The sequence below is a fragment of the Spirillospora sp. NPDC052242 genome (genome assembly GCF_040679555.1).
Classification (GTDB): domain Bacteria; phylum Actinomycetota; class Actinomycetes; order Streptosporangiales; family Streptosporangiaceae; genus Spirillospora.
In genome coordinates this window covers 43,361-69,148 of the sequence record NZ_JBFAUZ010000050.1, presented here as the reverse complement: position 1 = coordinate 69,148, position 25,788 = coordinate 43,361, and the positions used below count along the sequence as shown (strand labels likewise).

The 25,788-nt window shown below is 73.2% G+C and carries 22 protein-coding genes and 2 tRNA genes; 5 read left to right on the top strand and 19 right to left on the bottom strand.

Annotation, left to right across the window (positions count from 1 at the left end):
- Positions 1-108: 108 nt before the first annotated feature.
- On the bottom strand, positions 109-987 hold the full coding sequence (locus AB0L25_RS32665) for a hypothetical protein (RefSeq protein ID WP_500176599.1): 879 nt from the start codon (positions 985-987) through the stop codon (positions 109-111).
- A gap of 136 nt (positions 988-1,123) precedes the next feature.
- Here AB0L25_RS32665 and hisN point away from each other — a divergent pair, with 136 nt between their 5' ends.
- Positions 1,124-1,927, top strand: coding sequence for a histidinol-phosphatase (gene hisN, locus AB0L25_RS32660; protein WP_500176598.1), 804 nt, complete (start codon positions 1,124-1,126; stop codon positions 1,925-1,927).
- A 114-nt stretch (positions 1,928-2,041) separates the two neighbouring features.
- Positions 2,042-2,233, top strand: a complete 192-nt coding sequence (locus AB0L25_RS32655) for a tail-anchor membrane protein (RefSeq protein WP_500176597.1) — start codon at positions 2,042-2,044, stop codon at positions 2,231-2,233.
- 46 nt (positions 2,234-2,279) lie between these two features.
- Here AB0L25_RS32655 and AB0L25_RS32650 read toward each other — a convergent pair whose 3' ends face one another.
- Positions 2,280-3,743 (bottom strand): carboxylesterase/lipase family protein, encoded by a 1,464-nt coding sequence (locus tag AB0L25_RS32650; protein WP_500176596.1) that lies wholly within the window; start codon positions 3,741-3,743, stop codon positions 2,280-2,282.
- A 75-nt stretch (positions 3,744-3,818) separates the two neighbouring features.
- Positions 3,819-4,490 (bottom strand): TetR/AcrR family transcriptional regulator, encoded by a 672-nt coding sequence (locus AB0L25_RS32645; RefSeq protein WP_500176595.1) that lies wholly within the window; start codon positions 4,488-4,490, stop codon positions 3,819-3,821.
- Between the two features lie 104 nt (positions 4,491-4,594).
- Here AB0L25_RS32645 and AB0L25_RS32640 point away from each other — a divergent pair, with 104 nt between their 5' ends.
- Positions 4,595-5,488 carry an oxygenase MpaB family protein gene (locus tag AB0L25_RS32640; RefSeq protein ID WP_500176594.1) on the top strand — a complete coding sequence of 298 codons (894 nt, stop codon included), beginning with the start codon at positions 4,595-4,597 and terminating at the stop codon, positions 5,486-5,488.
- Here AB0L25_RS32640 and AB0L25_RS32635 read toward each other — a convergent pair.
- The 7 genes from AB0L25_RS32635 to AB0L25_RS32605 all read right to left on the bottom strand — a co-directional run bounded on the left by AB0L25_RS32635 (position 5,458) and on the right by AB0L25_RS32605 (position 13,753).
- Complete coding sequence (locus AB0L25_RS32635) at positions 5,458-6,267, bottom strand: SDR family oxidoreductase (RefSeq protein WP_500176593.1); 810 nt, start codon at positions 6,265-6,267, stop codon at positions 5,458-5,460. The two genes, AB0L25_RS32640 and AB0L25_RS32635, sit on opposite strands and share 31 nt — an antisense overlap.
- Positions 6,264-7,619 carry a cytochrome P450 gene (locus tag AB0L25_RS32630; protein ID WP_500176592.1) on the bottom strand — a complete coding sequence of 452 codons (1,356 nt, stop codon included), beginning with the start codon at positions 7,617-7,619 and terminating at the stop codon, positions 6,264-6,266. The genes AB0L25_RS32635 and AB0L25_RS32630 overlap by 4 nt, the downstream gene beginning before the upstream one ends.
- A gap of 95 nt (positions 7,620-7,714) precedes the next feature.
- A complete protein-coding gene (locus AB0L25_RS32625; protein WP_500176605.1) occupies positions 7,715-10,678 on the bottom strand; it encodes an AMP-binding protein in 2,964 nt (987 codons plus the stop codon).
- Positions 10,679-10,747: 69 nt separating this feature from the next.
- Positions 10,748-12,394 (bottom strand): AMP-binding protein, encoded by a 1,647-nt coding sequence (locus AB0L25_RS32620; RefSeq protein WP_500176591.1) that lies wholly within the window; start codon positions 12,392-12,394, stop codon positions 10,748-10,750.
- A gap of 110 nt (positions 12,395-12,504) precedes the next feature.
- On the bottom strand, positions 12,505-12,873 hold the full coding sequence (locus AB0L25_RS32615) for a DUF3054 domain-containing protein (protein ID WP_500176590.1): 369 nt from the start codon (positions 12,871-12,873) through the stop codon (positions 12,505-12,507).
- Positions 12,874-13,001: 128 nt separating this feature from the next.
- Positions 13,002-13,078: transfer RNA gene (locus AB0L25_RS32610), tRNA-Met, on the bottom strand.
- 51 nt (positions 13,079-13,129) lie between these two features.
- On the bottom strand, positions 13,130-13,753 hold the full coding sequence (locus AB0L25_RS32605) for a TetR/AcrR family transcriptional regulator (protein ID WP_500176589.1): 624 nt from the start codon (positions 13,751-13,753) through the stop codon (positions 13,130-13,132).
- Between the two features lie 61 nt (positions 13,754-13,814).
- Here AB0L25_RS32605 and AB0L25_RS32600 point away from each other — a divergent pair, with 61 nt between their 5' ends.
- Positions 13,815-15,017: a cytochrome P450 gene (locus tag AB0L25_RS32600; protein ID WP_500176588.1), complete on the top strand. Its 1,203-nt coding sequence runs from the start codon at positions 13,815-13,817 to the stop codon at positions 15,015-15,017.
- A 24-nt stretch (positions 15,018-15,041) separates the two neighbouring features.
- Here the strand turns inward: AB0L25_RS32600 and AB0L25_RS32595 are convergent, their stop codons facing one another.
- The 3 genes from AB0L25_RS32595 to AB0L25_RS32585 all read right to left on the bottom strand — a co-directional run bounded on the left by AB0L25_RS32595 (position 15,042) and on the right by AB0L25_RS32585 (position 19,230).
- On the bottom strand, positions 15,042-16,547 hold the full coding sequence (locus AB0L25_RS32595; RefSeq protein WP_500176587.1) for a serine/threonine-protein kinase: 1,506 nt from the start codon (positions 16,545-16,547) through the stop codon (positions 15,042-15,044).
- A 127-nt stretch (positions 16,548-16,674) separates the two neighbouring features.
- Positions 16,675-18,306 carry an L-glutamate gamma-semialdehyde dehydrogenase gene (gene pruA, locus AB0L25_RS32590; RefSeq protein ID WP_500176586.1) on the bottom strand — a complete coding sequence of 544 codons (1,632 nt, stop codon included), beginning with the start codon at positions 18,304-18,306 and terminating at the stop codon, positions 16,675-16,677.
- A 15-nt stretch (positions 18,307-18,321) separates the two neighbouring features.
- Positions 18,322-19,230 (bottom strand): proline dehydrogenase family protein, encoded by a 909-nt coding sequence (locus tag AB0L25_RS32585; RefSeq protein ID WP_500176585.1) that lies wholly within the window; start codon positions 19,228-19,230, stop codon positions 18,322-18,324.
- Positions 19,231-19,343: 113 nt separating this feature from the next.
- On the opposite strand from AB0L25_RS32585, the gene AB0L25_RS32580 reads away from it, so the two are divergent.
- Positions 19,344-20,429, top strand: a complete 1,086-nt coding sequence (locus tag AB0L25_RS32580; protein ID WP_500176584.1) for a PucR family transcriptional regulator — start codon at positions 19,344-19,346, stop codon at positions 20,427-20,429.
- Here AB0L25_RS32580 and AB0L25_RS32575 read toward each other — a convergent pair.
- The 6 genes from AB0L25_RS32575 to AB0L25_RS32550 all read right to left on the bottom strand — a co-directional run bounded on the left by AB0L25_RS32575 (position 20,420) and on the right by AB0L25_RS32550 (position 25,754).
- The gene (locus tag AB0L25_RS32575) at positions 20,420-21,982 is read right to left on the bottom strand and encodes an acyl-CoA synthetase (RefSeq protein ID WP_500176583.1); all 1,563 of its coding nucleotides are present in this window, start codon (positions 21,980-21,982) and stop codon (positions 20,420-20,422) included. The genes AB0L25_RS32580 and AB0L25_RS32575 overlap by 10 nt on opposite strands.
- An 83-nt stretch (positions 21,983-22,065) precedes the next feature.
- On the bottom strand, positions 22,066-23,247 hold the full coding sequence (locus AB0L25_RS32570) for a hypothetical protein (protein ID WP_500176582.1): 1,182 nt from the start codon (positions 23,245-23,247) through the stop codon (positions 22,066-22,068).
- 296 nt (positions 23,248-23,543) lie between these two features.
- A tRNA-Met gene (locus AB0L25_RS32565) sits at positions 23,544-23,617 on the bottom strand.
- Positions 23,618-23,682: 65 nt separating this feature from the next.
- Complete coding sequence (locus AB0L25_RS32560; RefSeq protein ID WP_500176581.1) at positions 23,683-24,732, bottom strand: YlbL family protein; 1,050 nt, start codon at positions 24,730-24,732, stop codon at positions 23,683-23,685.
- A 28-nt stretch (positions 24,733-24,760) separates the two neighbouring features.
- Positions 24,761-25,207 (bottom strand): molybdenum cofactor biosynthesis protein MoaE, encoded by a 447-nt coding sequence (locus AB0L25_RS32555; protein WP_500176580.1) that lies wholly within the window; start codon positions 25,205-25,207, stop codon positions 24,761-24,763.
- Positions 25,208-25,223: 16 nt separating this feature from the next.
- Complete coding sequence (locus tag AB0L25_RS32550; RefSeq protein WP_500176579.1) at positions 25,224-25,754, bottom strand: PPA1309 family protein; 531 nt, start codon at positions 25,752-25,754, stop codon at positions 25,224-25,226.
- Positions 25,755-25,788: the final 34 nt, after the last annotated feature.

The window sequence follows — 25,788 nt, the reverse complement described above, 5'->3', positions numbered from 1 at the left end:
GATGGACGTAGAGTGCGGTCAGAAGGGCGTCCAGGTTTGTCTTCACACACTGATCATGGGCGCCCTTCGCCATGCCCGCGGCCGGTTCAGCAAACTCCCATCAACGATCTAGGGGTGCTCGGTCTTCGCGGGGCCGTCGAAGAGGGCGCGGGCGCGCTCCTCGGCCTCGGCGAGCGCCTTGACGTGCGCGGGCGCGAGGTCCTGGACGCAGCGGGTCATCTCCTCGGTGACGTGGCTGAACGCGGTCTCCTCGGCACCGCGCAGCGCCGCCCGGACGGTCGCGGAGCGGGCGCCGAGCGCGGCCCATTCGAGTTCGAGGCGGGCGACGGCCTCGTCGAACGCGCGCGCCACCTCGGCGGCGGAGCCCGCCAGGTCGGCGGGGACCGGGCCGCGGCCGGCGCGGCGGGCGGAGCCCGACAGGGCGGAGATCCGCCCGGCGAGGTCGAGGCCCTCGCGGGCGAGGGGCAGCACGTCGTGGACGAGGGCGGTGACGGCCTTCGCCAGCTCCTCCACGCGGGTGAGCAGCGTCTGCGTCGCCTGCTCCAGGGCCCGGGACGTCCGTTCGGCGACCCGTTCGGCGGCCTCCCGCTGCCGTTCCGACAGCACGGCGACGACGTCGCGGTCGAGGCGGCGCCGCAGTTCGCGCTCGCGGGCGGCGTGCGCCGCGGGGTCCGCGCCGCCGGCGGGGCCGGCCCGTCCGGCCCGGTCCGCCCAGAGGCGTTCGATGCGCCGCTCCCCCGACCTGGCGATCTCGCCGGTGACCTCGTCGAGGGCCTCGCCGGCGCGGGCCTTGAGCCGTTCGACGCGGCCGTAGAGCGCCTCGCGCTTGAACGGGTCGTTCAGCTCGTTCAGCTGGGCCTGCAGCCTGCGGGAGACGTCGATGGCGTGCTCGGCGAGGGGGACGAGCCGGTCGGCGAGCTCGTCCAGCGTCTGCGCCCGGCGAGGGTCGGTCAGTTCGGCCACCCAGCCGGGCAGGTCGTGGGACATGCGCCCATGCTGCCACCGGACGGGCCTTCCGGGCGGGCCGTCACGCCGACGGGCGGTCCGAAAAGCGGGAACGGGCCCGTCGCGGGGCCCGCCGGGTGTGTCGGGGCGCCCGCCGGTCACGGTAGCGTGGCACGCCGTGGCGGGCTATTCCGATGACCTGCGTTTCGCGCACGTGCTGGCGGACCAGGCCGATGACATCACGACCAAGCGCTTCCGGGCGCTCGATCTCGACGTCGAGACGAAGCCGGACCTGACACCGGTGAGCGACGCCGACCGCGGCGTGGAGGAGCAACTGCGCGCCACGCTCGGCCGGTCCCGGCCGCGCGACGCGATCCTCGGCGAGGAGTACGGGCGGACCGGCGGCGGGAACCGCTGCTGGATCATCGACCCGATCGACGCGACGAAGAACTTCGTGCGGGGCGTCCCGGTCTGGGCGACGCTGATCGCGCTGATGGAGAACGACGAGGTCGTCGTCGGGGTCGTGTCCGCGCCCGCGCTGAACCGGCGCTGGTGGGCGGCGCGGGGCGGCGGCGCGTTCACCGGCCGGCGCCTGACCCGCGCGACCCCGATCAGCGTGTCCCAGGTCGGGGAGCTGTCGGACGCGTCGCTGTCGTTCTCGAGCCTGAGCGGCTGGGAGGAGTCGGGGCGGCTCGACCGGTTCCTGGACCTGACGCGCGAGGTGTGGCGGACGCGGGCGTTCGGCGACTTCTGGTCGCACATGATGGTCGCCGAGGGGGCCGTCGACGTGTCGACGGAGCCGGAGGTGTCGCTGTGGGACCTCGCGGCGCTGCAGGTGATCGTCGAGGAGGCCGGCGGGACGTTCACCGACCTGTCCGGGGTGCCCGGGCCGGACGGCGGCAGCGTCGTCTGCACGAACGGGAAGCTGCACGCGGACGTCCTGCGCACGCTGGGCGGCGGGCAGCTCTCCCTGCGCATCTAGCGGCGGGACGGGCGTCTTCCAGGCACTTTCCTCCGGGCGACTCGCGACATATCGTGGAACGACGGTCGGCGCACGGCCGTTGTCCCTGATAGGGCGGCCATATCGGAGGTAGGCATGTCGACCCAGACCAAGATCGTGATCGGCGGTGTCGCCGTCGGCTTCCTCACCCTGTTCATCTTCCCGTGGTGGGTCACGGCGCTGATCATTCTCGGCGTGATCGCCGCGCCGGTCGTCGGGTACCTGATGCTCGACCCGTCCCAGCGCAGGCGGGTCCGGGCGCAGGGCCGCAAGCGGCTGAACGGCTGACCGGCCGGCCGGGAGGAGGCTCCCGGCCGGCGCGGGGCGCGCGGCGTCAGGCCCAGAGTTCGCGGTCGGCGCCGCGCGGGTCGCGGACGGTCGCGTTCGCCTCGCCGTCGAAGACGCGGACGGCGCGGGCGTCCGCGTCGTACCGGTCCCAGCCGGGGTCGCCGTCCGCCGCGAACCGCACCCACGCGCGGTGCAGGGCGTCGGCGAGGGCCTGCGGCGGGTTCGGCCCGGCCAGTTCGGAGTCGGGCAGGAGGTTGTCGAACACGAAGCCGAGTTCGAGGGCGTGGCAGGCGCCGAGGTCGTGGTTCGGGGACCGCCAGCCGAACTCGTACATCCACGTCCGGCCGCCGTTCGCCGCGTGCGCGGCGGCGGCGCGGTGCGCGGGGATCCGGAACAGGTTGTCGGTGATGATCGTCGCCATCAGCTCGCCCGCGGTGAGCCCGGGGTGCCGCTCCCGGTAGGCGGCGGCGACCGCGGGCGGCACGCCCATCCCGGCGGTGGCGGCGCCGACGAGGTCGTGGGTGAGGACGGCGGCGACGCCGGTCGGCATAAGGAACAGCCGGAACTCCTCGGCGGTGTAGCCGGTGAGCAGGTCGACGCCGCGGCCGGCGCCGGCCGCGATGGCGTCCTCGGGGCGCCGGGCGAGCAGCTCGCCGTCCAGGATCGGGGTGAGCGCCATCCCGCCGGCGGCGGTGGTGGCGCCCCAGCGGCCGGGGTCGGGCAGCGCGGACACCTCGCCGGAGACCGCGGCCTGCACCGGGACGATCGCGGCCGGGTCGAGCGCCGCGAACGCCTCGGCGGTCGGCTCGACGCCGAGGCGGGCCGCGATCTCCTTGGCGACGAGCAGCGCGTCGTCCGGGTCCTGCGCGATCTGCCCGGCGCCGCTCTGCGCGATCGCGCGGTGGAACAGGCCGAGGTCGAGGGAGAGCAGGGTGGTGACGCTCATCGCGCCCGCCGACTCGCCGAACACCGTGACGCGTCCGGGGTCGCCGCCGAACGCGGCGATGTTGTCGCGGACCCATTCGAGCGCTGCGATCTGGTCGCGCAGGCCCCGGTTGAGCGGGGCGCCCGGCAGGTTCGCGAAGCCCTCGACGCCGAGCCGGTAGTTGATCGTCACGCAGACGACGCCGTCCCGCGCGAAGTTGCCGCCGTCGTAGGTCGGGACGGCGCCGGACCCGTTGGCGAACGCGCCGCCGTGGATCCACACCATCACCGGCAGCCCCGACCCGCCCGGCTCGGGCGTCCAGACGTTGAGGTTGAGGCAGTCCTCGCCCGGGATCTCGGGGTCGGGGAGCAGCGTCTTGAACGGGCCCGCGTAGCCGGGTTTCGGCGCGGTCGGACCGTACGCGGTCGCGTCGCGGACGCCGTCCCACGGCTCGGGCGGGCGCGGGGCCTGGAAGCGGTTCGGGCCGAACGGGGGCGCGGCGTACGGGATGCCGAGGAAGGCGGTGACGCCGTCCCGGGTGATGCCGCGGACCCTGCCGTGCTGCGTGCCGACGACCGGCTCCATGTTCGCGCCTCCGGTTCTAGAACGAGTTTCGAATCAACCGAAGACTAATGGGAGCGCCCCCTGAGCTGCGAGTCCTTATTTGCGCAGCATGCGGGTCAGGTAGTCGCGGGCGAACGCGCGGATCTCGGCGTCCTCCTCCAGCGGCAGCCCGCCGCCCGGGACGAGCAGCAGCGAGGCGGCGAGCCGCACCAGCACCTCGGCGACCGCGTCGTGCTCGGCCGCGTCCGCCGGACGGGCGCGGCGGAGCCGCTCGGCGAGGACGTCGCGGGCCGCGACCAGCACCGCGCCGCCGTTCATGCCGAGCTGCGGCAGCAGCGTCTCGGGCTCGCTCTCCAGGACGCGCCGCATCAGCGGGTGCCGCCGGGCGCCCTGCAGGCCCGCGACGAACCCCTCGACGACGGCGTCCTCGGGCGTCGCGAGGCCCTCGGTCGCGCGGGCGATCGCGGTGAGGAACCGGCGCACCTCCCGCAGGATGACCGCCTGCAGCAGCCGGTCCTTGCCGGCGAACCGGCGGTAGATCGTGGTGCGCGCGACGCCCGCGCGCCGGGCGACGTCCTCGACGCTGACGCGGCGCAGCCCGTAGCTCTCGAACTCGGCGAGCGCGGCGTCCAGGATCCGGGCGTCCAGCTCGTCGGCGCCGCCCGGCTCGGGCGACGACAGCCGGGCGAGCAGCCCGCCCTCCGCCGCCGCGCCCCGGCCGCCGCCGGCCGCGTTCACGCGGGCCGCATCCGTCGCATCGGTGGTCATGCCCGCACCCTAACCGCGTCCCGGACCCGCCGGGGACCACCGTGGAGCAACAAAGCTACAATCTTCGTCGTTCTGTTCCTCACGCGTTCCCCCTGGCGGTGCTCATGACGGACCCGGCTCCCACCCCGCTCGGCCCCGGCTCGCTCACCTGGCGCTACTTCGGCGACACCCGCATGCTGCTCGTGGGCCCGCGCGCGGCCGTCCTGCAGAACATGCTGCCCGCGCTCGGCCAGGGCGTCCTGGACCACTCGGTGTTCTTCGCGGAGACGTTCGCGCGGCTCAAGCGGTCCGCCGGGCCGATCCTGGACACCGTCTACGGCGGGGAGCGCGCCGCCGCGACCGGACGCACGGTGCGCGACTACCACCGCGACATCAAGGGGACGATGCCGGACGGCTCGCGCTACCACGCGCTCGACCCCGAGACGTACTACTGGGCGCACGCCACCTTCCTAGACAACATGATCTACGGGATCGAGACGTTCGTCCGGCCGCTGTCGGAGGCGGAGAAGCGCCGGATCTACGCGGAGTCGAAGGTCTGGTTCCGGATGTACGGGGTCAGCGACCGGGCGATGCCGGACGACTGGGACGGCTTCCAGCGGTACTGGCGCCGGATGCTCGACGAGGAGATCGTCGCGCACAAGACCGCCCGGTACGGCGTCGGCTACGTGACGAAGGGGCTCCCGGCGCCGCCGCGCGTCCCGGCGCCGCTGTGGCGCGCGGTGTCGCCGCCGCTGAACGCGGTCGCCCGGTTCATCACGGTCGGCGGCATGCCGCCCCGGATGCGGGAGCTGCTCGACCTGCCGTGGAGCGCGGCGGACGAGCGCCGGCACCGGCGGTTCGCCGCGCTCGTCCGGCGGGGGAACGCGCTGTGGCCGCTGCTGCCGGAGTCCGTCCGGTACCTGCCGCAGGCCCGCCGCGCCTTCCGGGAGGCGCGGAAGGCGCGGCGGGACCCGCGACGGGGCGGGGCTCAGGAACCGGCGCGGATGCGGGCGTCGTAGCCCTTCCGGGCCGCCGGGTCGTACTCGAGGAAGATCCGGTCGAGCCCGTACCGGCGGGACACCGCCCGCCGGACCCGGTCCGGGAACAGCGCGCCCAGCCGGGTCTGCGTCCCGAGCCGCTTCGGCACCACGACCTGCGGGCGCGGCCGCCCGATCAGCTCGACGATCGCGGCGGCGATGTCCTCGGGCTCGCAGTTGCGCATCCCCGTCGGGCTGGCCGTCCCGGCGACCAGCTCGGTGTTGGTGAAGGACGGCAGGACGGCGCTCACGTGCACGCCCCGGTCCCGCACCTCCAGCCGCGTCGCCTCGGTGAACGCGACGACGGCGGCCTTGCTGGCGTTGTAGAGGGCCAGGCCCGGGGTGTAGAGGAGGCCGGCCAGCGACGCGACGTTGATCACGTGGCCGCGCCCGCGCGGCAGCATCCGGTCGAGCGCGAGCTTGGTGCCGGTCATCACGCCGTGCACGTTGATGTCGAGGCAGCGGCGGGCGTCGGCCTCGCTCTCCTGCGTGACGGGCCCGATCGGCATGATCCCCGCGTTGTTGATCAGGACGTCGAGCGGCCCGGCCTCCGCCTCGGCCCGCTCGACGAACGCCTCGAACGACGCGCGGGACGTGACGTCCACGACGAGCCCGGTGACGCCCAGGTCGTCCGCCGCCGCCTTGACCGCGGCCTCGTCGATGTCGCCGATGACGACGGTCGCGCCGCGCGCCTTGACGGCGCGGGCGGTGGCGAGGCCGATGCCGCGCGCCGCGCCGGTGATCGCGATGACCTTGCTCACGGGGTCTCCCATCGGTCGAGGCGGACGGGCAGCCCGTCCTTGGGCGAGGGCAGCGAGGTGGTGTCGAGCGGCCACTCGTACCGTGCCGGGACGCTCCACCGGTACCGCTGCAGCACCTGGTGCAGGATCGTCTTCACCTGCATACCGGCGAAGTACAGCCCGATGCACTTGTGCGCGCCGCCGCCGAACGGCGCCCAGGCGTACTTGTGCGCCTTGTCCTCGCGGCGCTCCGGGGAGAAGCGCTCGGGGTCGAAGCGCTCCGGGTCGGGCCACCACTGCGCCATGTGGTGGTTGCTGAGCATCGGCACCACGACGACGGTCCCGGCGGGGACGTGGTAGCCGAGGATGGAGGTGTCCTTGACGACCTTGCGGGGCAGCGCCGGAACGGGCGCGACCATCCGCAGCGACTCCTTCATCACCATGTCGATGCCGGTGAACGCGTCGAGGTCCTCGTAGTCGGGCTGCGGCTTCCCTAGGGCGAGGGACTCGTCGCGGAGCCGCTCCTGCCACTCGGGGTATTTCGCCAGGTAGTACGCCATCGTGGTCAGCGTGATGGTGGTGGTGTCGTGCGCCGCCATCAGCGCGAAGATCATGTGGTTGACGACGTCCTCGTCGGTGAACCGGTGCCCGTCGTCGGTCTCGGCCTGGCACAGCGCGGCGAATAGGTCGTCCCCGCCGTCGCGGCGCTTGGCGGGCAGGTGCCGGTAGAAGAACTCCTCCAGCACCTTGCGGGCCCGCAGCCCCTTGTGCCAGCGCAGGCCGGGCACGGGGAAGCGCACGTAGGCCGTCCCGGCGCGGACGGCGTCGACGAACGCGCCGTTGACCCGGTCGCGTTCCGCGCGGTCCAGTTCGACGCCCATGAAGACGTCCACGGCGAGGTCGAGCGTGAGCTGCTTGACGTGGTCGTGGACCTTGAAGCCCGGCCCCGGCTCCCACGCGTCGAGGCCCTTCACGATGCCGGGCGCCATCGCGTCCATGTAGGCGCGCAGCCGGGCCTTGGTGAACGCCTGCTGCATGATGCGGCGGTGGTGCAGGTGCTCCTCGAAGTCCAGGAGCATGATGCCGCGGTTGAAGAACGGGCCGATGAAGTAGCTCCAGGCGGGGCCGTTCGCAAAGGCCTTGTCCCGGTTGACCAGGACGACCTCCGCGGCCTCGGGCCCCTGCACCGTGCAGGTGCGTTGCCCGAGCAGCCAGCCCCAGGCGACCGGCCCGTACGCGTCGTAGCGCTTGCGCGCCTGCCCGATCGGGTCCCGCATCACGGCCAGGGTGTTGCCGATGTAGGGGATGCCGGGAACGCCCGGGACCGGTTTCAGGTCGCTGCCCTGGGGCGGCGGCGCGAGGACGCCCGTCATGGCACCTCCGGGGGGTTGTGCAACAAAGGGACGGAAACTGTTGCTTCGTTGTCTGTTGCTTCGTTGTAACGCAGCGGACGCCGGTAAGTCCAGACTTATCGGGGGTGACCTGCGACGCCCTTCGCCGCGCGGGCGCCACCGGGCCCGCCCGCGGTCCTGCCGGGGGCCTTCAGCAGCCGGCGGCGCGCGTACTCCGACAGCGGCCGGTAGCCGCCGCCCCGGTCGCGCGCGTACGCCCCGTCGCCCGCCTCCGGGACGCCCTCGTCCCGCAGCGGCCCGGTCTGCAGGCGCCGCCCCGCCGTCACCGGGATCTCGTCGACCACCCGCACCAGCGCGGGCCGCAGGCCCGGGTCCACGCGCAGCAGCGCCTCGGACAGGTCGACGGGCTTGAGGTCGGCGCCGTCCCGCAACCGGACGGCCGCCGCGACGATCTCCGCGTCGCCCACCGGGATCCCGTAGACCGCGACGGCGTCGATGTACGGCAGGTCGCCGAGCGCGTCCCGGATCGGGCCCGGCGGGACGATGCCCTCGGCCGTCCGGATCAGCTCGGCGTCCCGCCCCACCGGCCAGAAGTCGCCGTCGGCGTCGCGGGTGAACAGGTCACCGGTGATGGACCAGGCGTCGTCCGGCTCGAACACGCCCCGCACCGGGCGGGCGGCGTCGCCGAGCACCGCCGGGCGCACCCGCGACAGCAGCATCCCGATCTCGTCCGGCTCGCACTCGATCGCGAGGCCGTCCGGCCCCTCGGCCAGCCGGCCCCGCTCCAGGTCGTAGCGGGCGAGCCGCACCTCGGCGCTGCCGGGCAGCGGCCGGCCCAGCGACCCCGGCTTCTTGCCGCTCAGGTTCACCAGCACCGACTCGCCCGCCGTGGACGCGTAGAACTCCAGCACCCGCGCGGGCGCGAACCGCTCCTCGACCCGCCGCCACAGGCCGCGCGGCATGCCCGAGCCGATGAACAGCCGGACGGCGTGGTGCCGCTCGGCCGGATCCGGCGGCGCGTTCACGAGGTCGCGCAGCAGCGTCCACGTGTACGACGCGACCGTCACCCCGTACCGGCGCGCCTCGTCCCAGAACGTCGCGGGATCGTAGCCGCCCGCCAGCGCGAGCCGCGCGCCGCCCGCGACGGCGCCGCCGAGGCTCATCAGCAGCGCCGACGGGTGCTGGATCGGGGTGATGCTGTACACGGTGTCGGACGGCGACAGCGCGGCCGACGAGGCCGTGCCGAACGCCGACAGCGCCCACCGCCGGTTCGTGATCCGGCTGGCCCGCAGGTGCTCCCCGTCCCCGCTGAACACCACGAACGCGAGGTCGCCGGCCCGTCCGGGATTCGGCCGGTACCAGGCGGGCGGCTTCATCGCCGCGACGTCGATGCGCTCCATGTCCGGCAGGACGTCGCGGCCCTCCCCGCGCGCGCCGCCGAGCAGGTGCGCCGGGACGCCCAGCTCCGCCGCACGCGCCGCGTGCTCCGGGTCGGCGATCACCCGGGTGACGTTCCCGAGCCGCGCCTCCGCCGCCGGGTCCCCGTCCGGGCGCAGCAGCACCGCGACCGCGCCCAGCCGCGACAGCGCCGCCACCAGCGCCAGCGCCGACGGCCGCGTCCCCATCAGCACGCCGACCGCGTCGCCCTGCCGCACCCCGATGTGGATCAGCCCGCGCACCACGGCGTCCACCCGCCGCTTGGCCGCCTCGTGCGTGTGCGCGCGTCCCTGGTAGACGAAGAAGACCTCGTCGGGCATCCGCGCGGCCTGCTCGTCCAGCAGCAGCCCCATCGACATGCGGGTGGCCGAGTGGATGCGCTCCAGCCGCGCGAGCCGCGGCAGGTTCTGCGCCGCCTCCCCCGCGAGCTGCCGGGTGCCGCTCGCCGCCCGCGACACCGCCCGGACCGCCGACGTCGCCGCGCTCGTCCCGACGCCCATCGCGAGCTGCAGCCCGTACCCGGCGAGGCCGCCCGGCGGGCGCGACGCGCGGACCTCCTCGTCGCCCGTCACGGGCACGACGGTCTCCGGCAGGTCGCCCGTCCCGTCCCGCCACCGCGCCCACGCGGCGACCGCGGGCCACGTCTGCTCGGTCGCGACCGTCCCGACCACCAGGCCGAAGTGCCCCGCGCGCAGGGACGTCTCGTACACGCGGGCGCGCGGCGCGGCCTTCCGGATGCCGCGCACCATCGGCGGCGCGGCGATCTCGTCGACCTCGCCGACGAACGTCAGCACCGGGCACGTGATGTCGGCGAGCGTGACGAGCCGGTCCCCGACGACGAACCCGCCGGTCAGCATCCGGTTGTGCTGGATGAACTGCCGCAGGAACTCCGCCAGCGCGGGCCCGGGCCACGACACCCAGCCCTCCCGCTCCAGGAACCGCCGCTGCCGCTCCCGGGGCGCCAGCCGCTCCCGGTCGTGCAGCTGCAGGATGAACTCGGCGCGCGACCGCACCGACTTCACCGGGCTGAGCAGCTGGAACCCGAGCCGCGTCACCCACCCGGGCACGGCGAACTCGCCCAGTACCCAGTCGGGGACCCGCTCCAGGCCCTCGACCGCCACCCGGCTCGGCACCCCGAACGGCAGCCCGACGCTCGTGTCGGCCGGGCTGCCGAACGTGACCACCGACGCGACGCCCGCGCTGCGCCGGTACGCCGCCGCCTGGTAGACGAACATGCCGCCCTGCGAGTACCCCGCCAGGTGCACGTCCCGTCCGGTGGCCTCCCGGACCCGGTCGACGGCGTCGCTCACCGCGAGGACGTGGTCGGTGACCGTCCGCTCCAGCCCGCCCGGCTCCCGCTCCGGCGCGCCGAAGTCGACGACCCACGGGTCGGCGCCGAGCCGGCGCAGGACGCCCACCGCGCTCGACCGCGACGAGACGTCGTACACCTCCGCGGTGATCATCAGCGGCGGGACGAGCAGCACCGCCGGGCCGCCCACCGCGTCCGGGAAGTAGTGCCGCAGCCGGTACACCCGCTGCTCGGTCACCACCTCGCACGGGGAGGCGTCCTCATCGGTGTCGAACCCGCCGAAGCGGGCGACCTCCAGGGCGTTCTGCGCGGTGGACCCCAACCGGCGCAGCATTCCGGACACAGACGGCATCGTCGACCTTTCACAGCGTCAACGACATGTTGTCCGTTCTCGCCGCGTTTATCAATCGATCAGGCGGGCGCCCTCCATCTGACCCGCCTGGAAGCGTTCGAACATGTAGCGGCGGCGCGGCTTGCCGCTGGACGTGCGCTGGATCAGCCCGCCGCCGACCACGATCGTCAGCTCCACGTCGTCGCCGAGGCGGCGCCGCAGCATCTCCCGGACGTCCGGCGCCCACGACTCGTCCTGCGTCTCGGCGAACAGGGCGATGCCCTTGCGCCCGGCGCCGGGCACCCCGACCGCCACGATGCGGCCCTTGCCGAGGCCCGTGCTCTCGGCGATCTTCGCCTCGAGGTCCTCGACGTAGACCGAACGGCCCCGCACCTTGATGCTGTCGCCCATCCGGCCGAGGACGAACAGCTGCCCCTCGTGGAAGAACCCGGCGTCCCCGGTGAACACCCGGCCGCCCGAGAACCGCGTCGACTTCGCCTCCGCGCCCGCGTAGTACCCCGGGCACGCCGACGCGCCGCCGACGACGATCTCGCCGAGCAGCCCCTCACCGAGCTCGCGGCCCGCGTCGTCCACGATCGCGACCGGGACGTCGTCCTCCGGCGTGCCGCAGCCGACGACCCAGCCGGCCTTCGCGCCGAGCGACTCCGGGCCGAGCGGGTGCTGCTCCAGGATCCGGACGGGCTCGCCGAACGACAGCGCGTCCGGGTCGGGCCGCACCGCCAGCGGGGGGCGCCACACGTTGTCCATCGTGACGAGCAGCGTCGTCTCGGCCATCCCGTACGCGGGCCGGAACGCCGACCGGGAGAACCCGAACGGCTCCACGAGCTGCGCGAACACCTCCAGCGCGTGCGGGTCGATCGGCTCCGCGCCGATCAGCGCCATCTTCCAGCCGGACAGGTCGAGCCCTTCGAGCTGCTCCGGCTTCACCCGGCGCGCGCAGTACGCGTACGCGAACGGCGGCGCCGCCGTGTGCGCGGCCTCCGCGAAGCAGCGGATCCAGCGCGCGGGGTCGCGGATGAAGTGGTCGGGCCGCATCAGCCGCAGCATCCCCTGCCGCGCGATCGGCGTCAGGAACGTCCCGATGAGCCCCATGTCGTGGTAGAGCGGCAGCCAGGACGCGACGACGTCGTCGTCCTCGAACCCGGCCGTCCGCGCGATCAGGTCGCTGTTGGCCTCGAGGTTGTCCCAGGTGACCATCACGCCGCGCGGCGAGCCGCTCGACCCGGACGTGAACTGCAGCAGCGCCAGCTCCCCGGCGGGCTGCACCGCGACGTCGTCGCCCTGCCGGGGCCGCCACGGCGTCCCCTCGATCCCCGCGTCGGCCATCGCGCGTCCCGCGTAGTCCGCGAGGTCGTCGGACGCCACCACCAGCACGGGGCGCGCCTGCCGCAGGATCGCCGCGACGTGCGCCACGTAGTCGTCGCCGTCCTGGAACAGCGGCGGGGTGATGAGGCACACGGTGGCCCCGGCCGCCCACACCCCGTAGTAGGTCTCGACGCAGGTGAAGTCGGTGGGCAGGATCAAGCACACCACGTCGCCGGGCCGCACGCCCTCCTCGATCAGCGCCCCGGCGGTGCGCCGCGCGGCGGCCGCCAGCGCGCCGTAGTCGCGGAAGTCCCACCCGCCGTCGTCGGTCGCCAGGTGAACGCCGCGTCCGGGGTTCGGCTTGTCCAGCCAAGCGCGCAGCGCAGATGCCATCGTGTCCCTTTCGACATGCCGAGATCGGTCACCCACGTGACTCGTGGGTAACTTCACCAGCGCCCGGCAGTCCGCGTCAACCGGGAGGAATCACTAAAAAGACCGCCCGGTCATTTGGCGGCGGCGACCTTCCGCGCCCGCAGCCGCGCGACCCCGCGCCAGCCGAGCATCGTCGCCCCGAGGAAGATCAGCGACACGATCACGAAGGCGAGCGCCGTCCCCTGCCCGGACACCGCCCGCAGCAGCATCCCGACGGCGACCGTCGACGCCCACACGACCACCCCGGCGGGCACGACCGCCTCGGGCCGCCGCCACACCCGCCCGATCGCCCATCCGGCCGCGCCGCCGACGACGAACGGCCAGAGCGTCGTGGCGAACCCGCTCAGCCCGCCGGACCCGTCATGCTCGGCCCGCCCGATCACCACGAAGGCCACCACGCAGACGACGTCCGCGAGACCGGCCAGAACACTGCGCTGCATGCCCATCACGCTATCCGGCCGACCACCGTGGTCGAGGCCCCACCGGAGCACGGCTCCGAGGGCGGGCCGTCCTCGCTCGGGGCGGAAAGCAGAAGGTCCTCCGGCCGTCTGGCCGGAGGACCTTCTCTTGGTAGCGGGGGCAGGATTTGAACCTGCGACCTCTGGGTTATGAGCCCAGCGAGCTACCGAACTGCTCCACCCCGCGTCGCGTTGATGTCTTAACTCTATGGGGGGGCCGGTGGCTTGCGCAAATTGATTAAGGACGTGGCGTTGCGGCGGCGTTAACGGGGGCCTGCAAGGCGGCCGTGAGCATGGCGGTGAGGTCGGCGACGAAGGCGTCGTGCCCGAGGAGGGAGCCGTCGTCGCCGCGGACGGCGCGGTCGGCGAGGGCGGTCGTGAGGAAGCCGATGACGTTCGCGATCCGTTCGAGGGCGAGGGGTTCGGGGAGGGCTGCGCGGCACGCGGCCTCGAGGAGGTCGAGCTGGCGGGCCAGCCTCGTGCCGTGCAGGAGGGCGGGGAGGCTGTGGTCGCGGACGCCCGCGCGGCTCGCGAGCTGGGCGATGACGCGCAGGAAGTCGCGGCCGTGGTCGGTGCGGAGCTCGTCGGCGGTGGGCCCGACGACGGCGGCGACGATGCCGGGGAGGTCGGCGGGGTCGAGGTCGGTGGCGCGGGCGGGCTCCATCCGCTCGACGCCGGCGCGCAGGATCGCCTCGAGGAGCCCGGCGCGGGAGCCGAAGTGGTAGGTGATCGCGGAGTCGTTGCCCTGCCCGGCGAGGGCGACGATGTCGCGGGTGCGGGCGGCGTCGATGCCGTCGGCGGCGAAGCGCCGGGCGCCGGCGCGCAGCAGTCGGTCGCGGGTGGCCCTTGCGTCTCTCGGCACGCGGATGATACTAACAGGAGGCGTTAATAACGGCGGTCGTTACAACCTCGGGAGGGCCGCGATGGCGGACGTCTACGACCCGTTCGATCCCGCGTTCCAGGCCGACCCCTATCCCGCGTACCGGCGGCTCCGCGACGACGAGCCCGTCCACCGGCACGCCGATCCCCCGTTCTGGACGCTCTCGCGGTTCGACGACGTCTGGGACGCGACGCGGGACCCGCGGACGTTCTCGTCCGCGCAGGGCCTCACGTTCTACCCCGACGAGATCGGCACGCTCGGCCTCGCGCCGACGATCGTGATGCTCGACCCGCCCCGCCACACGGCGCTGCGGCGGCTGGTCGCGCACGGGTTCACGCCGCGCCGGACGGCCGCGCTCGAAGGGACGCTCCGGGAGTTCGTCCGGGCGCGCATCGCGGACATGGAACGCAAGGCCGCCGACGGCGCGACCCCCGACCTGCACCGCGACTTCTCCTCGCCGCTCCCCACGTTCGCGCTCGCGCACCTGCTGGGCGTCCCGGAGGCCGACCGGGCGCGGTTCGACCCGTGGGTGCGGGCGCTGACGACGCTGCAGGACGACGGGTTCGCGCTGACGTCCACGGCCGGGGACGCGGTGAACGCGGTCGCGGAGATGTTCGCGTACTTCTCCGACGTGATCGCGGCCCGCCGCGCGGCGCCGTCCGACGACCTGATCAGCGCGCTCACGGCCGCCGAGGTGGACGGCGAGCGGCTGACCGACTGGGACGTCCTCGGCTTCTGCTTCGTGATGGTCGCGGGCGGCAACGACACGACCGGGAACCTGATCTCGCACGGGGTGGCGCTGCTGGACGGCGACCACGCGCAGCGGGAGCGGCTCGCGGCGGACCCGGCGCTGATCCCGAACGCGCTGCTGGAGTTCCTGCGCCTCGAAGGCTCCGTGCAGGCCCTCGGCCGGACGACGACGCGTCCGGTGACGCTGCACGGCACGGAGATCCCGGCGGGCGAGAAGGTGATGATGCTGTTCGGGGCGGCGAACCGGGACGAGCGCGAGTTCGGGCCGTCCGCGGACCGGCTCGACGTGACCCGGGAGATCCCCCGCCACCTGGGCTTCTCCAGCGGCGTCCACTTCTGCATCGGCTCCCACCTGGCGAAACTGCAGGCCAGGGTGGCGCTGGAGGAGCTGCTCGCGGCCCACCCGCACGTCGGCGTCGACCTGGAGAACGCGGAACGGATCGCGTCGCCGTTCACCCGCGGCTGGGTGTCGCTCCCGGCGACGGGCGTCGGCTGACCGGCGTCCGGTCCGGGAGGCGGGTCAGGAGGCGGGCTCCTGGTACTGGCAGCTCACACTGGCGAACTGCCCCTCGGACGAGCGCCGCTGCACCACCTCGCCGTCCACGCCGATGGCGCACCGAAGCGTCCCGGACCCCGCCCCGCCGTTCGCGCTGACGCCGAGGATGACGAAGCTCTCGACCTCGTACTTCCCGGTCCACGGCAGCTTCACCGTCCGCGTGGACGTGCCGCCGTCCGGGTGGAAGACCTGCACCTGGGCCTCCGGCAGGCTCCCCGTCACCGTGTAGACGATCTTGCGGACGGCCGGCGCGGTCGGGGACGCCGAGGCCGGTCCGGGCGTCGTGGGCGTCGTGGACGGCGGCCGGACGTCCGCGGCGGTCGCCCGCCGGTCCGGTGCGCGGTCGACGATGACGAAGGCGGCGACGCCGAGCAGGACGGCCGCGACCGCGAGCACCGCGCACACCGCGACGATCGCCCGCGCGGACGGCCCGCCCCCGCCGTGCGGGCGCACCGGGGGCGGCGGGAGCGTCGCTGGCGGGAAGCCCGGCGGCGGCCCGGCGGGCGGGGGCGCGACGGGCGGCGGCGCGACGGGCGGGGGCGGGGCGCCCAGCCGGCCCGTCTCGCGCAGGAGGGACGCGACGGCCTCGGCGCTCGCGGGACGCTCGTCCACCGCCTTGGCCAGGAGGTCCCGGACGAGCCGCTCCAGCCGCGGCGGCACGTCCGGACGGGCGGCCGAGACCGGCGGCGGGACCTCGTTCAGGTGCGCGTACATCAGCCGGGGCAGCCCGGAGGCGGCGCGGAACGGCGGGGCGCCGGTGAGGAGTTCGTGGAGGACGCAGCCGAGGGCGTACAGGTCCGACCGGGCGTCGGCGGCTCCGCCGCTGAACTGCTCGGGCGCCATGTAGAGGGGCGTGCCGACGGTCCCGCCGTCCCGGGTGAGGCGGGTGGCGGCGTCGGCGAGGCCCGCGATGCCGAAGTCGCACAGCTTGAGGCGTCCGCCGGGGAGGACGAACAGGTTCGCGGGCTTGATGTCGCGGTGCACGATGCCGCGCGCGTGGGCGGCGGCGAGGGCGTCCGCGAGCTGGACGCCGAAGCCGACGGCCTCCGCCACCGGCAGGCCGGACGGGTGCCGGCGCACGACCGCCCGCAGGTCCTCGCCCTCGAGGAGCTCCATCACCAGGTACGCGAGGCCGCCGGTGCGGCCGACGTCGAACACGACCGTGATGCCGGGATGCTGGAGCGCGGCGGCGGCCTCGGCCTCCCGCTCGAACCGCTCCATCGCGCCCGGGACGTCCGCCAGCTCGGCGGGCAGCACCTTCACCGCGACCGGGCGGCGCAGCCGCAGGTCGACCGCGCGCCAGACCTCGCCCATGCCGCCGCGGCCCAGCACGCCCTCCAGGCGGTACCGGCCGTCGAGTTCGGTCCCGGCGGCGAGGCCCGGCCCGTCCGTCACGCCCGCCCCCGCACGGCCCTCGGCCGGTCGGCCCTCGGCCGGTCGGGCGTCGGCGAACGGTCGGCGCGGCGACATGTCGTGAACACGACCAAAGATTACAACCTGCACGAATTCGTTCTGCTGGATCGAGCACGACGCCCGCGACCGGGGGCCTCGGGGGCCCCCGGTCGCGGGCGTCGGGCACGGGCGTCGCGCGGGCGCGTCAGCCCATGTGCGGGTAGCGGTAGTCCGTCGGCGGGACGAACGTCTCCTTGATCGAGCGCGGGGACGTCCACCGCAGCAGGTTGAACACCGACCCGGCCTTGTCGTTCGTGCCGGACGCCCGCGCGCCGCCGAACGGCTGCTGGCCGACGACCGCGCCGGTGGGCTTGTCGTTGACGTAGAAGTTGCCCGCGGCGAACCGCAGCACCTCGGCAGTGTGCGCGACGGCGGCCCGGTCGGTCGCGATGACGGCGCCGGTCAGGGCATAGTCCGACACCGACTCCATCTGCGCGAGCATCTCGTCGTACCGGTCGTCCTCGTACACCAGGACGCCCAGGACCGGCCCGAAGTACTCGGTGCGGAAGATCTCGTTCTCGGGGTCGTCCGACACGAGCACGGTCGGGCGCACGAAGTACCCGACGGAGTCGTCGTAGGTCCCGCCCGCGACGATCTCGACCGTCGGGTCGTCCTCGGCCCGGTCGATCGCGGCCTTGTTCTTCGCGAACGCCCGCTCGTCGATGACGGCGCCCATGAAGTTCGACAGGTCGGTGACGTCGCCCATCGTCAGCCCGTCGACCTCCTCGGCGAGCCGCTCGCGGAACCCGCTCTCCCAGATCGACCGGGGGACGTACGCGCGCGACGCCGCCGAGCACTTCTGCCCCTGGTACTCGAACGCGCCCCGCACGAGCGCCGTCCTGAGGACGTCCGGGTCGGCGGACGGGTGCGCGACGACGAAGTCCTTGCCGCCCGTCTCACCGACGAGCCGCGGGTAGGACCGGTACTTGTCGATGTTCGCGCCGACCGTCTTCCACAGGTGCTTGAACGTCGCCGTCGAGCCGGTGAAGTGGATCCCGGCCAGCTCGGGGTGCTCCAGCGCGACGTCGGAAACCTCGATCCCGTCGCCGGTCACCAGGTTGATGACGCCCGGCGGCAGCCCGGCCTCCTCCAGGAGCCGCATGGTGAGGACGGCCGCGTACGTCTGGGTCGGGGACGGCTTCCAGACCACCACGTTCCCCATCATCGCGGGCGCGGTCGGCAGGTTCGCCGCGATCGCCGTGAAGTTGAACGGGGTGATCGCGTAGACGAAGCCCTCCAGCGGACGCAGGTCCGACCGGTTCCACACGCCCGGAGAGCTGATCGGCTGCTCGGCGATGAGGTTCCGCGCGAAGTGGACGTTGAACCGCCAGAAGTCCGCCAGCTCGCACGGGCTGTCGATCTCGCCCTGCTGGACGGTCTTGGACTGCCCGAGCATCGTCGCGGCGAGGATCGTCTCCCGCCACGGGCCCGACAGCAGGTCGGCGGCCCGCAGGAAGATCGCGGCGCGGTCGTCGAACGACATCGCGCGCCACGCCGGCGCGGCGTCCAGCGCCGCGGCGATCGCGTCCCGCGCGTCGTCCCGCGTGGCCGTGCCGTACGTCCCGAGCACCGCCGCGTGCCGGTGCGGCTGCACGACGGCGACCTTCGGGCCGGCGCCGAGCCGCCGCTCGCCGCCGATCGTCATCGGCAGGTCCACCGGCGCGGCGCCGCCGAGCTCGGCGAGCTTCGCCTCCAGCCGGGCCCGCTCGGCGCTGCCGGGGGCGTAACCCCGCACCGGCTCGTTCACCGGCGTCGGGACGTTGGTGACGGCGTCCATGAATGTGCCTCCTGGTCAGCGTGAGACGAACGAACGGAGAAAGAAGACGAGGTTGGCGGGACGCTCGGCCAGGCGCCGCATGAAGTAGCCGTACCAGTCGGCGCCGTACGGCACGTAGACCCGCATCGTGTGGTCCTCGGCCAGCCGGCGCTGCTCACCGGCGCGGATGCCGTAGAGCATCTGGAACTCGTACGAGTCGGGCTTGCGGTCGTTCTCGGCGGCCAGCGCCAGCGCGATGTCGATCATCCGCGGGTCGTGGCTGCCCACCATCGGGCGTCCGTCGCCCGCCATCAGCAGCTTCAGGCCCCGCACGTAGGCGCGGTCGACCTCGTGCCTGCCCTGGTACGCGACCGACGACGGCTCGGCGTAGGCGCCCTTGACGAGCCGCACCCGCGACCCCTCCCCCACGAGGTCGCGCAGGTCGCCCTCGGTCCGCCGCAGCATCGACTGGATCGCGACGCCGACCCACGGGAAGTCGGCCCGCAGCTCCCGCAGCACGCCGAGGGTCGAGTCGACCGTCGTGTGGTCCTCCATGTCGAGCGTGACCGTCATCCCGGCCCGCCCCGCCGCGGCACAGATCGTCCGCGCGTTGTCCAGCGCCAGCCGGTCGTCCAGCGCCTGCCCCAGCGCCGACAGCTTCAGCGACGCGTCCGCCCCCGGCGCGGACTCCCCCAGCGCCTCGAACAGCGCCAGGTACGCGTCCCGCGTCGCCTCCGCCTGCGCCCGGTCGAGCGTGTCCTCGCCCAGGTGGTCGAGCGTGACCTGCAGGCCGTCCCGGTTCAGCTCCCGCACCGCCCGCACGGCCGCGGCGAGATCCTCGCCCGCCACGAACCGGTCGACGACGCCCCGCGTGACGGGTACGGCGGTCACGAGACCGCGCGCACGCTTACTGCGCGCGGCCGCCAGAAGGAGCGGACTCAACATCAGGGCCTCCGAACTGCGATGGACACTCCGAACGTAAACCGGCCCTGCCCGACCGCGTATAGTCAGATGCCACTTTCGGAAGCCGAACTCTTCATACAAATGTCACAGGAGCCATGGACCTTCAAGAGATCGTCGAACTGTCCGCGGACCTGCTCGGCGCGCCCGCCACCCTGGAGGACCGCGACTTCCACCTCGTCGCCTACGCCGCGCACGGCGACACGATCGACCCCATCCGGATGGAGTCGATCCTGCACCGCCGCGCCACCGAGGCCGTCCGGACCCGCTTCGAACGGCACGGCATCGCCCGCGCCACCGGCCCCGTTCGCATCCCCGCCGACGCCGCCCTCGGCCAGCTCGGCCGCCTCTGCCTGCCCGTCCGCTGGAACGACGTCACCTACGGCTACCTGTGGCTCCTCGACGACGAGGAGAAGATCAGCGCCGCCGAGGCCGCCCGCGCCATGCCGCTCTGCGAACGCGCCGGGCTCCTCATGGCCCGCCGCGCCCGCGAACGCGACGACCTCGGCTGGCGCGTCGCCGACCTGCTGTCCTCGCAGCCCGACGTCCGCGCCCAGGCCGCGGCCGAACTCGCCGAGTCCGCCGCCCCCGAACCGCCCCTCGCCGTCGCCGTCCTGCGCACCGACGCGCCCGTCCCGCTGAACCCCTGGATGCTCCCGCACTCCGTGCTGCCCACGCTCTGGCAGCGCGACCACGTCCTGCTGATCCCGTCCGGCGTCGCGCCCCGCCCCGTCATCGACCGCGCCCGCCGGCTCCTCGAGGAGCGGGGCGCGCCCGTCCGCGCGGGCCTGCACACCGGATCGTCCGCCCTCGACGCCGTCCACGAGGGCTGGCTCCGCGCCCGCGTCGCCGCACGCGTCGCGGCCCCCGGCGAGACCCGCACCTGGACGTCCCTCGGCGCCCTGCGGCTCCTCCGCACCGCCCCCGACGACGCGCTCGCCGAGGCCGTCCGCGTCCCCGGCACCCTGCACGACCACCCCGACCTCGAGGCGACCGCCCGCACCTACCTCGACCACGCGGGCAACGTCCAGGCCACCGCCCGCGCGCTGAACGTCCACCGGCAGACGCTCTACCACCGGCTGCGGCGCATCGAGGAACTGACGTCCCTATCCCTCGCCGACGGCCAGGACCGCCTCACCCTCCACCTGTCCCTGACCCTGGCCCCCCACCTGGACTACTCCTGAGCCAGGGACGCGTGCGCCGCGCGCAGTTCGCGCTTGAGGATCTTCCCGCTCGGGTTCTTCGGCAGCGCCTCGGCGATCACCACGTACTTCGGCCGCTTGTAGGGCGCGAGCCGCTCCCGGGCGTGCGCGTTCACGTCGTCGGCACCGAGGGACGCCCCCGCCTTCGGCACCACCACCGCCGTGACGGCCTCGATCCAATGCGGGTGACTGATCCCGAACACCGCCACCTCGGCGACGCCCTCCAGCTCGTAGATCGCCTCCTCGACCTCGCGGCTCGCGACGTTCTCGCCACCGGTCTTGATCATGTCCTTCTTCCGGTCGACCACCGACAGGTAGCCGTCCGCGGTCATGATCCCGAGGTCGCCCGAGTGGAACCACCCGCCGCGGAACGCCTCGGCGGTCTTCTCCTCGTCGCGGTAGTAGCCCAGCGCCGCATGCGGGCTGCGGTGGACGATCTCGCCGATCTCCCCCGGGGCCACCGGGTTCCCGTCGTCGTCCACCAGCATCGTCTCGACGTTGATCGCCGCGCGCCCGGCGCTCCCCGCCCGCTCCAACTGCTCGTCCGGCCGCAGGATCGTGGCGAGCGGCGCCATCTCGGTCTGCCCGTAGAAGTTCCACAGCCGCACGTCCGGCAGCCGCCGCTGCAGCTCCCGGAGAACCTCCACGGGCATCGGCGACGCACCGTAGTAGCCCTTCCGCAGGCTCGACAGGTCACGGGTGTCGAAGTCGGGGTGCCGCAGCAGCGAGATCCACACGGTCGGCGGGCAGAACAGCTTCGTGACCTTCTCCCGCTCGATCGTCTCCAGCAGCAGCGCGGGATCGGGCCCCGGCAGGATGATGCTCGTCGCCCCCAGGTACACGTCGACGCTGAAGAAGCAGTCGAGCTGCGCGCAGTGGTACATCGGCAGCGCGTGCACCTCGACGTCGTCGTCGCTCATCTCCCCGTCGACGATGCAGCTCACGTACTGGCTGATCAGCGACCGGCTCGTCAGCATGACGCCCTTCGGCCGCGACTCCGTGCCCGACGTGTACATCAGCCGCAGCGGATCGTCGTCCTCCACCAGCACGTCCGGCGCCTCGTCGGGGCCCTCCGCGGCCCACCCGTCGACGTCCTCCCACCCGTCCACCGGCGCGCCGATCACCCCGCGGACCCCGCCCTCGACCCCCGCGATCGCGAGCGCCTTTTCGGCCGCGGGCACCAGCACGTCCTCGGCGACGATCCCGGACGCCCCGGAATGCCCGACGATGTAGCCGATCTCGTCCGCGTTGAGCATGAAGTTCACCGGGACGAGCACCACACCGAGCCTCGCCGTCGCGAACGCCAGCACCGCGTACTGCCTGCAGTTGTGACTCACCAGCGCGAGCCGGTCACCCTTCCCGAACCCCCGCGCGGCGAGCGCGTGCGCCGTCCGGTTCACCGCCGCGTCGAACTCCGCGAACGTCCACCGCACGTCCCCGTCGACGATCGCCGCCTTCCCGGGGCGCCGCCGAGCCGTCCGATGCAGCAGATCACCGTACGAGTGCTGCCGGGCACGAGCGACCGATCCGGACATGGGCGCCTCCACGAAACCGCTGCTTAGGCCCATTTTCGGCCATTTCGGCGATCATAACCACGCCCCCCGGACGGCCACCAGGGTCAGCCGTCGACCATCCGCTCCATCACCTCGACGGGCAGGGCCGGGTTCGCGGCGGCCGAGGCCGCGGTGCCGGGTTCGTCCAGGAGCACGAGAAGCCGACCGAGCGGCAGCCGGGGTGAACGGGCCATCGCACGCCGCACCCGCATGTCGTCATCGTGACTGAGCCGCTCGACGACCTCCGGCGAGGCGTCGGGGTCCATGGCGACGAAACTCCGCAACCGCGCGTCCGGCGAGTCGGCGAAATACCGCAAGGCGACCCGAGGGAAATTCGGATGCCGCGGCATGTCGTCGACCGTGTAACTCTCGTATTCGAGAACCGACCAGAGCAGGAGCGAACCGGGCGGGTCCGGATGGTTCTCGGCGAGGAACAACCGGACGAGCGGATCCTCGTCGTCCGCGAGCCGCGCGACGACATCGTCCGGAAGGTGCGGGCAGCAGGCGGCACTGCGCCGCAGCGCCGGGTGAGCGGACGCCGCACATTCCCGCATGGCCCGAACGTCGTCGCACAAAGCCCGCACCCAATCCAGCGGACGGAATCGCGCGTTCGGGTCGTCGTGGTAGTCGATCGCCGCGCGCTCCCGTTCGGTGAGGCCCGGACGTCGGGAAACCGCCAGCCGCACGGCCGGGTCGGAGTCGACGGCGAGTTCGTCCACGAGGTCGGCCGGAAGACTCGCGTTCGCCGCGGCGGCAGCACGTTTCCGTGCGTCGCCGTCCCGGACGAGGCTCTCGGCGAGCGAACGAGGCAGTATGTCCGCAGCCTTATGGGCCTCCGCCCGCACATTTTCATCGGGGTCGTTGAGGAGCGCGTCCCTGACCTCGCCGGCGAGGAGTTCCCAACGGAACGTGAGCCGGCTCCGCACACTGGGGTTCGGGTCGCCGGCCAGCCGGGCACGAACATGCTCGGGCGTGAAGGGCTGGATGGCGACCTCTTCACGGATCCTGACGTCCGGATCGGCGGCGAGCTTCTCGTAAGCGTGGACGGTCAACGGCAGCCGCTCGGCCGTCCACCCCCCGCGGAAACCGCATTGCTCCACCAAATTGCCGCGCACTCCCGGATCGGGGTCGTCGGCGAGCCGGGATCGTCGTTCAGGCCCGAGTGAGAGATTGAACGTCAGCGCTTTCCGCAAGGACCGGTCCGCATGACCGAGGATCGCATCCAACAACGCGTCCGGCATGTCCACTCGACTGCACAGTGCGACTTGGACGTCCTGGATTCCCGAATCCAGGAGCCTCAAAAGTAGCTTCGCCGGAGCCCTCGGATTCCGCGCCAGCCCCACCAACCGTTCCGCAACCAAGTCACCCGCCACAACCACGATCGTAAAACCGACGAGGAAAAGGGGGTCTAGGGGCGAAGCCCCAGGGGTGGGCGGGCGGGGGAGGCTGGTGGCACGGGGGGTTCGGGGGGTCGCCCCCCGGCAAAACGCGAAGAATCCCCTGGGAGCAGGCGCCAGCCTGCGACCAGGGGATTCCCGATTCGTAGCGGGGGCAGGATTTGAACCTGCGACCTCTGGGTTATGAGCCCAGCGAGCTACCGAACTGCTCCACCCCGCGTCGTTCACCCGTGTTGGCGTGATGTCTTAACTCTATGGGGGTGGGGGGGCTTGTGCAAATTGGTTTCAGCCGGTGGTGCAGGAGGGGACGGTGCCCTTGCCGGTGGTGAGGGCGTCGAGGGCCTGGCGGGCGCTCTTGAGGGTGTCGGCGCGGACGAGGCGGAGGCCGTCGGGGCGGGCCTGGGCGGCGGCGGCGCAGTTGCCCTTGGGGGTGAGGAAGACGGTGGCGCCGGCGTTGCGGGCGGCGATCATCTTCTGTTCGATGCCGCCGATGGGGCCGACCTGGCCGTCGGGGGTGATGGTGCCGGTGCCGGCGATGAACTTGCCGCCGGTGAGGGCGCCGGGGGTGAGCTTGTCGATGATGGCGAGGGAGAAGATGAGGCCGGCGGAGGGGCCGCCGATGTCGCCGATGCTGATGTCGATCTCGAAGGGGAACTTGTAGTCGCCGGCGAGGACGACGCCGACGATGGCGCCGCCGTCGGGGCCCTTCGCGGTGGTGATCCGCTGGTCGGCGTTCTTGCCGTCGCGGCGGACGGTGAGGGTGACGGTCTCGCCGGGCCGCACGCCGTTCATGACGTCGCTGACCTGCTGCACCTTGGTGACGGCGGTGCCGTTGACGGCGGTGATCTCGTCGCCGGCCTTGAGCTTGCCGTCGGCGGGCTGGCCTTTCTGGACGCTGTCGACGACGACGCGGGTGCCGACGGGGATGTCGAGTTCGTGCAGGGCGGCGGCTTCGGCGTCCTGCTGGGAGTCGCGCATCTGCCGGGTGTTCTGCTCGTCGACCTCTTCCGGCGACTCGTCCTCGGGGAAGATCGTCTCCTCGGGGACGACGGCGGTGTCGCCGTCGAGCCAGCCGCGGAGGGCGGTGAGGAGGTCGATGCGGCCGCCGGGGCCGCCGCGGTAGGTGACGGTGGTGAAGTTGAGGTGGCCTTCGGTGGGGTAGGTCTGCCGCCCGTCGATGGCGATGAGGGATTCGCCCTTGGCGTTGTCGGCGAGGGTGTTCTGCGTCGGTCCCGGCATCAGCGTGACGTACGGGACGGGCATGAGGGAGCCGACGAGGGCCAGCACCAGGACGAGCACGCTCGCGACGGTGAGCGTGGCGGCACGACGAGACATGGTCGGAACTCTATGCGGCACGGCGGTGTCAGCAGGCCCCGACCCATTCGTCGCCTCCGTCGGCGAACGTCTGGTGCTTCCAGATGGGGACCTGCGCCTTGAGGTCGTCGATGAGGCGGCGGCACGCCTCGAACGCCTCGGCGCGGTGCGGGCAGGACGCGGCGACGACGACGGCGAGGTCGCCGATCTCGAGGTCGCCGACGCGGTGGACGGCGGCGAGGGCGCGGACGGGGAAGTCGGCGGCGACCTTCTCCATGACGGCGCGCAGTTCGCGTTCGACGGTGGGGTGGGCGCTGTAGGCGAGGGCGCTGACGGCGCGCGCGTGGTCGTGGTCGCGGACGGTGCCGACGAACAGGGCGGTGCCGCCGGCGGCGGGATCTCCGACGGCGCCGAAGACCTCGTCGACGGACAGTGGCGTCTCGCGGACGCCGATGAGCCGGATGACGTCGGGTGCTTCGGCGCTGTCGTCGTTCACGTCTCGCACATTACCTTCAGGACGGATCTTCGGGTTCGTCCGGTTCGAAGGTGCCGGCGAGCGCTTCGGCTAGCGCGGGGACGAGGTCGGGCCCGGCGAGGACCTCGTCGTCGGCGTCGTGGCGGCGGAGCCGGAGGGCGGAGTGCCGGGCGCCGTCCCGGAGCACGCCGACGATCATGCGGACGTCCTCGCGCTGCGGGTGCTGCGCGGCGAACGCGGCGGCTTCGTCCTCGTCGTCGGGGATGTCGTCCTCGACTTCGGGGGGCAGGACGACGCGTTCGATGACGAGGGCGCAGCCGTCGACGGCGTCGGGCCAGGCGATGGCGGCGAGGGCGTCCTCGACGGCGGCTTGTTCGGGGAGGGCGGGCTGTTCGAGGGCGGCGAGCGTGTCGGCGTCGGCGGGGAGGCCGAGCTGGTCGGCGAGCTCGGGTTCGGCGGCGCGCAGTTCGGCGCTGCGGACGAGGGCGTAGAGGCGGGGCGCGGCGTCCCATCCTTCCTGTGCTGTATGGCGTTCGAGGTCCAGGACGACTTCTTCCAGAAGGCTCACGGGCCCATCTTTCCCCCAATCGGTCCGGGGACAT

What these genes read in the sequence shown, in the direction of transcription:
- pruA (WP_500176586.1), bottom strand. Translation starts at nt 18,306, where the DNA reads ATGGACGCCGTCACCAACGTCCCGACGCCGGTGAACGAGCCGGTGCGG.
- AB0L25_RS32595 (WP_500176587.1), bottom strand. Translation starts at nt 16,547, where the DNA reads ATGTCGCCGCGCCGACCGTTCGCCGACGCCCGACCGGCCGAGGGCCGA.
- AB0L25_RS32645 (WP_500176595.1), bottom strand. Translation starts at nt 4,490, where the DNA reads ATGACCACCGATGCGACGGATGCGGCCCGCGTGAACGCGGCCGGCGGC.
- AB0L25_RS32650 (WP_500176596.1), bottom strand. Translation starts at nt 3,743, where the DNA reads ATGGAGCCGGTCGTCGGCACGCAGCACGGCAGGGTCCGCGGCATCACC.
- AB0L25_RS32625 (WP_500176605.1), bottom strand. Translation starts at nt 10,678, where the DNA reads ATGCTGCGCCGGTTGGGGTCCACCGCGCAGAACGCCCTGGAGGTCGCC.
- AB0L25_RS32665 (WP_500176599.1), bottom strand. Translation starts at nt 987, where the DNA reads ATGTCCCACGACCTGCCCGGCTGGGTGGCCGAACTGACCGACCCTCGC.
- AB0L25_RS32615 (WP_500176590.1), bottom strand. Translation starts at nt 12,873, where the DNA reads ATGCAGCGCAGTGTTCTGGCCGGTCTCGCGGACGTCGTCTGCGTGGTG.
- AB0L25_RS32580 (WP_500176584.1), top strand. Translation starts at nt 19,344, where the DNA reads ATGGACCTTCAAGAGATCGTCGAACTGTCCGCGGACCTGCTCGGCGCG.
- AB0L25_RS32620 (WP_500176591.1), bottom strand. Translation starts at nt 12,394, where the DNA reads ATGGCATCTGCGCTGCGCGCTTGGCTGGACAAGCCGAACCCCGGACGC.
- AB0L25_RS32600 (WP_500176588.1), top strand. Translation starts at nt 13,815, where the DNA reads ATGGCGGACGTCTACGACCCGTTCGATCCCGCGTTCCAGGCCGACCCC.
- AB0L25_RS32640 (WP_500176594.1), top strand. Translation starts at nt 4,595, where the DNA reads ATGACGGACCCGGCTCCCACCCCGCTCGGCCCCGGCTCGCTCACCTGG.
- AB0L25_RS32655 (WP_500176597.1), top strand. Translation starts at nt 2,042, where the DNA reads ATGTCGACCCAGACCAAGATCGTGATCGGCGGTGTCGCCGTCGGCTTC.
- AB0L25_RS32560 (WP_500176581.1), bottom strand. Translation starts at nt 24,732, where the DNA reads ATGTCTCGTCGTGCCGCCACGCTCACCGTCGCGAGCGTGCTCGTCCTG.
- AB0L25_RS32575 (WP_500176583.1), bottom strand. Translation starts at nt 21,982, where the DNA reads ATGTCCGGATCGGTCGCTCGTGCCCGGCAGCACTCGTACGGTGATCTG.
- AB0L25_RS32585 (WP_500176585.1), bottom strand. Translation starts at nt 19,230, where the DNA reads ATGTTGAGTCCGCTCCTTCTGGCGGCCGCGCGCAGTAAGCGTGCGCGC.
- AB0L25_RS32630 (WP_500176592.1), bottom strand. Translation starts at nt 7,619, where the DNA reads ATGACGGGCGTCCTCGCGCCGCCGCCCCAGGGCAGCGACCTGAAACCG.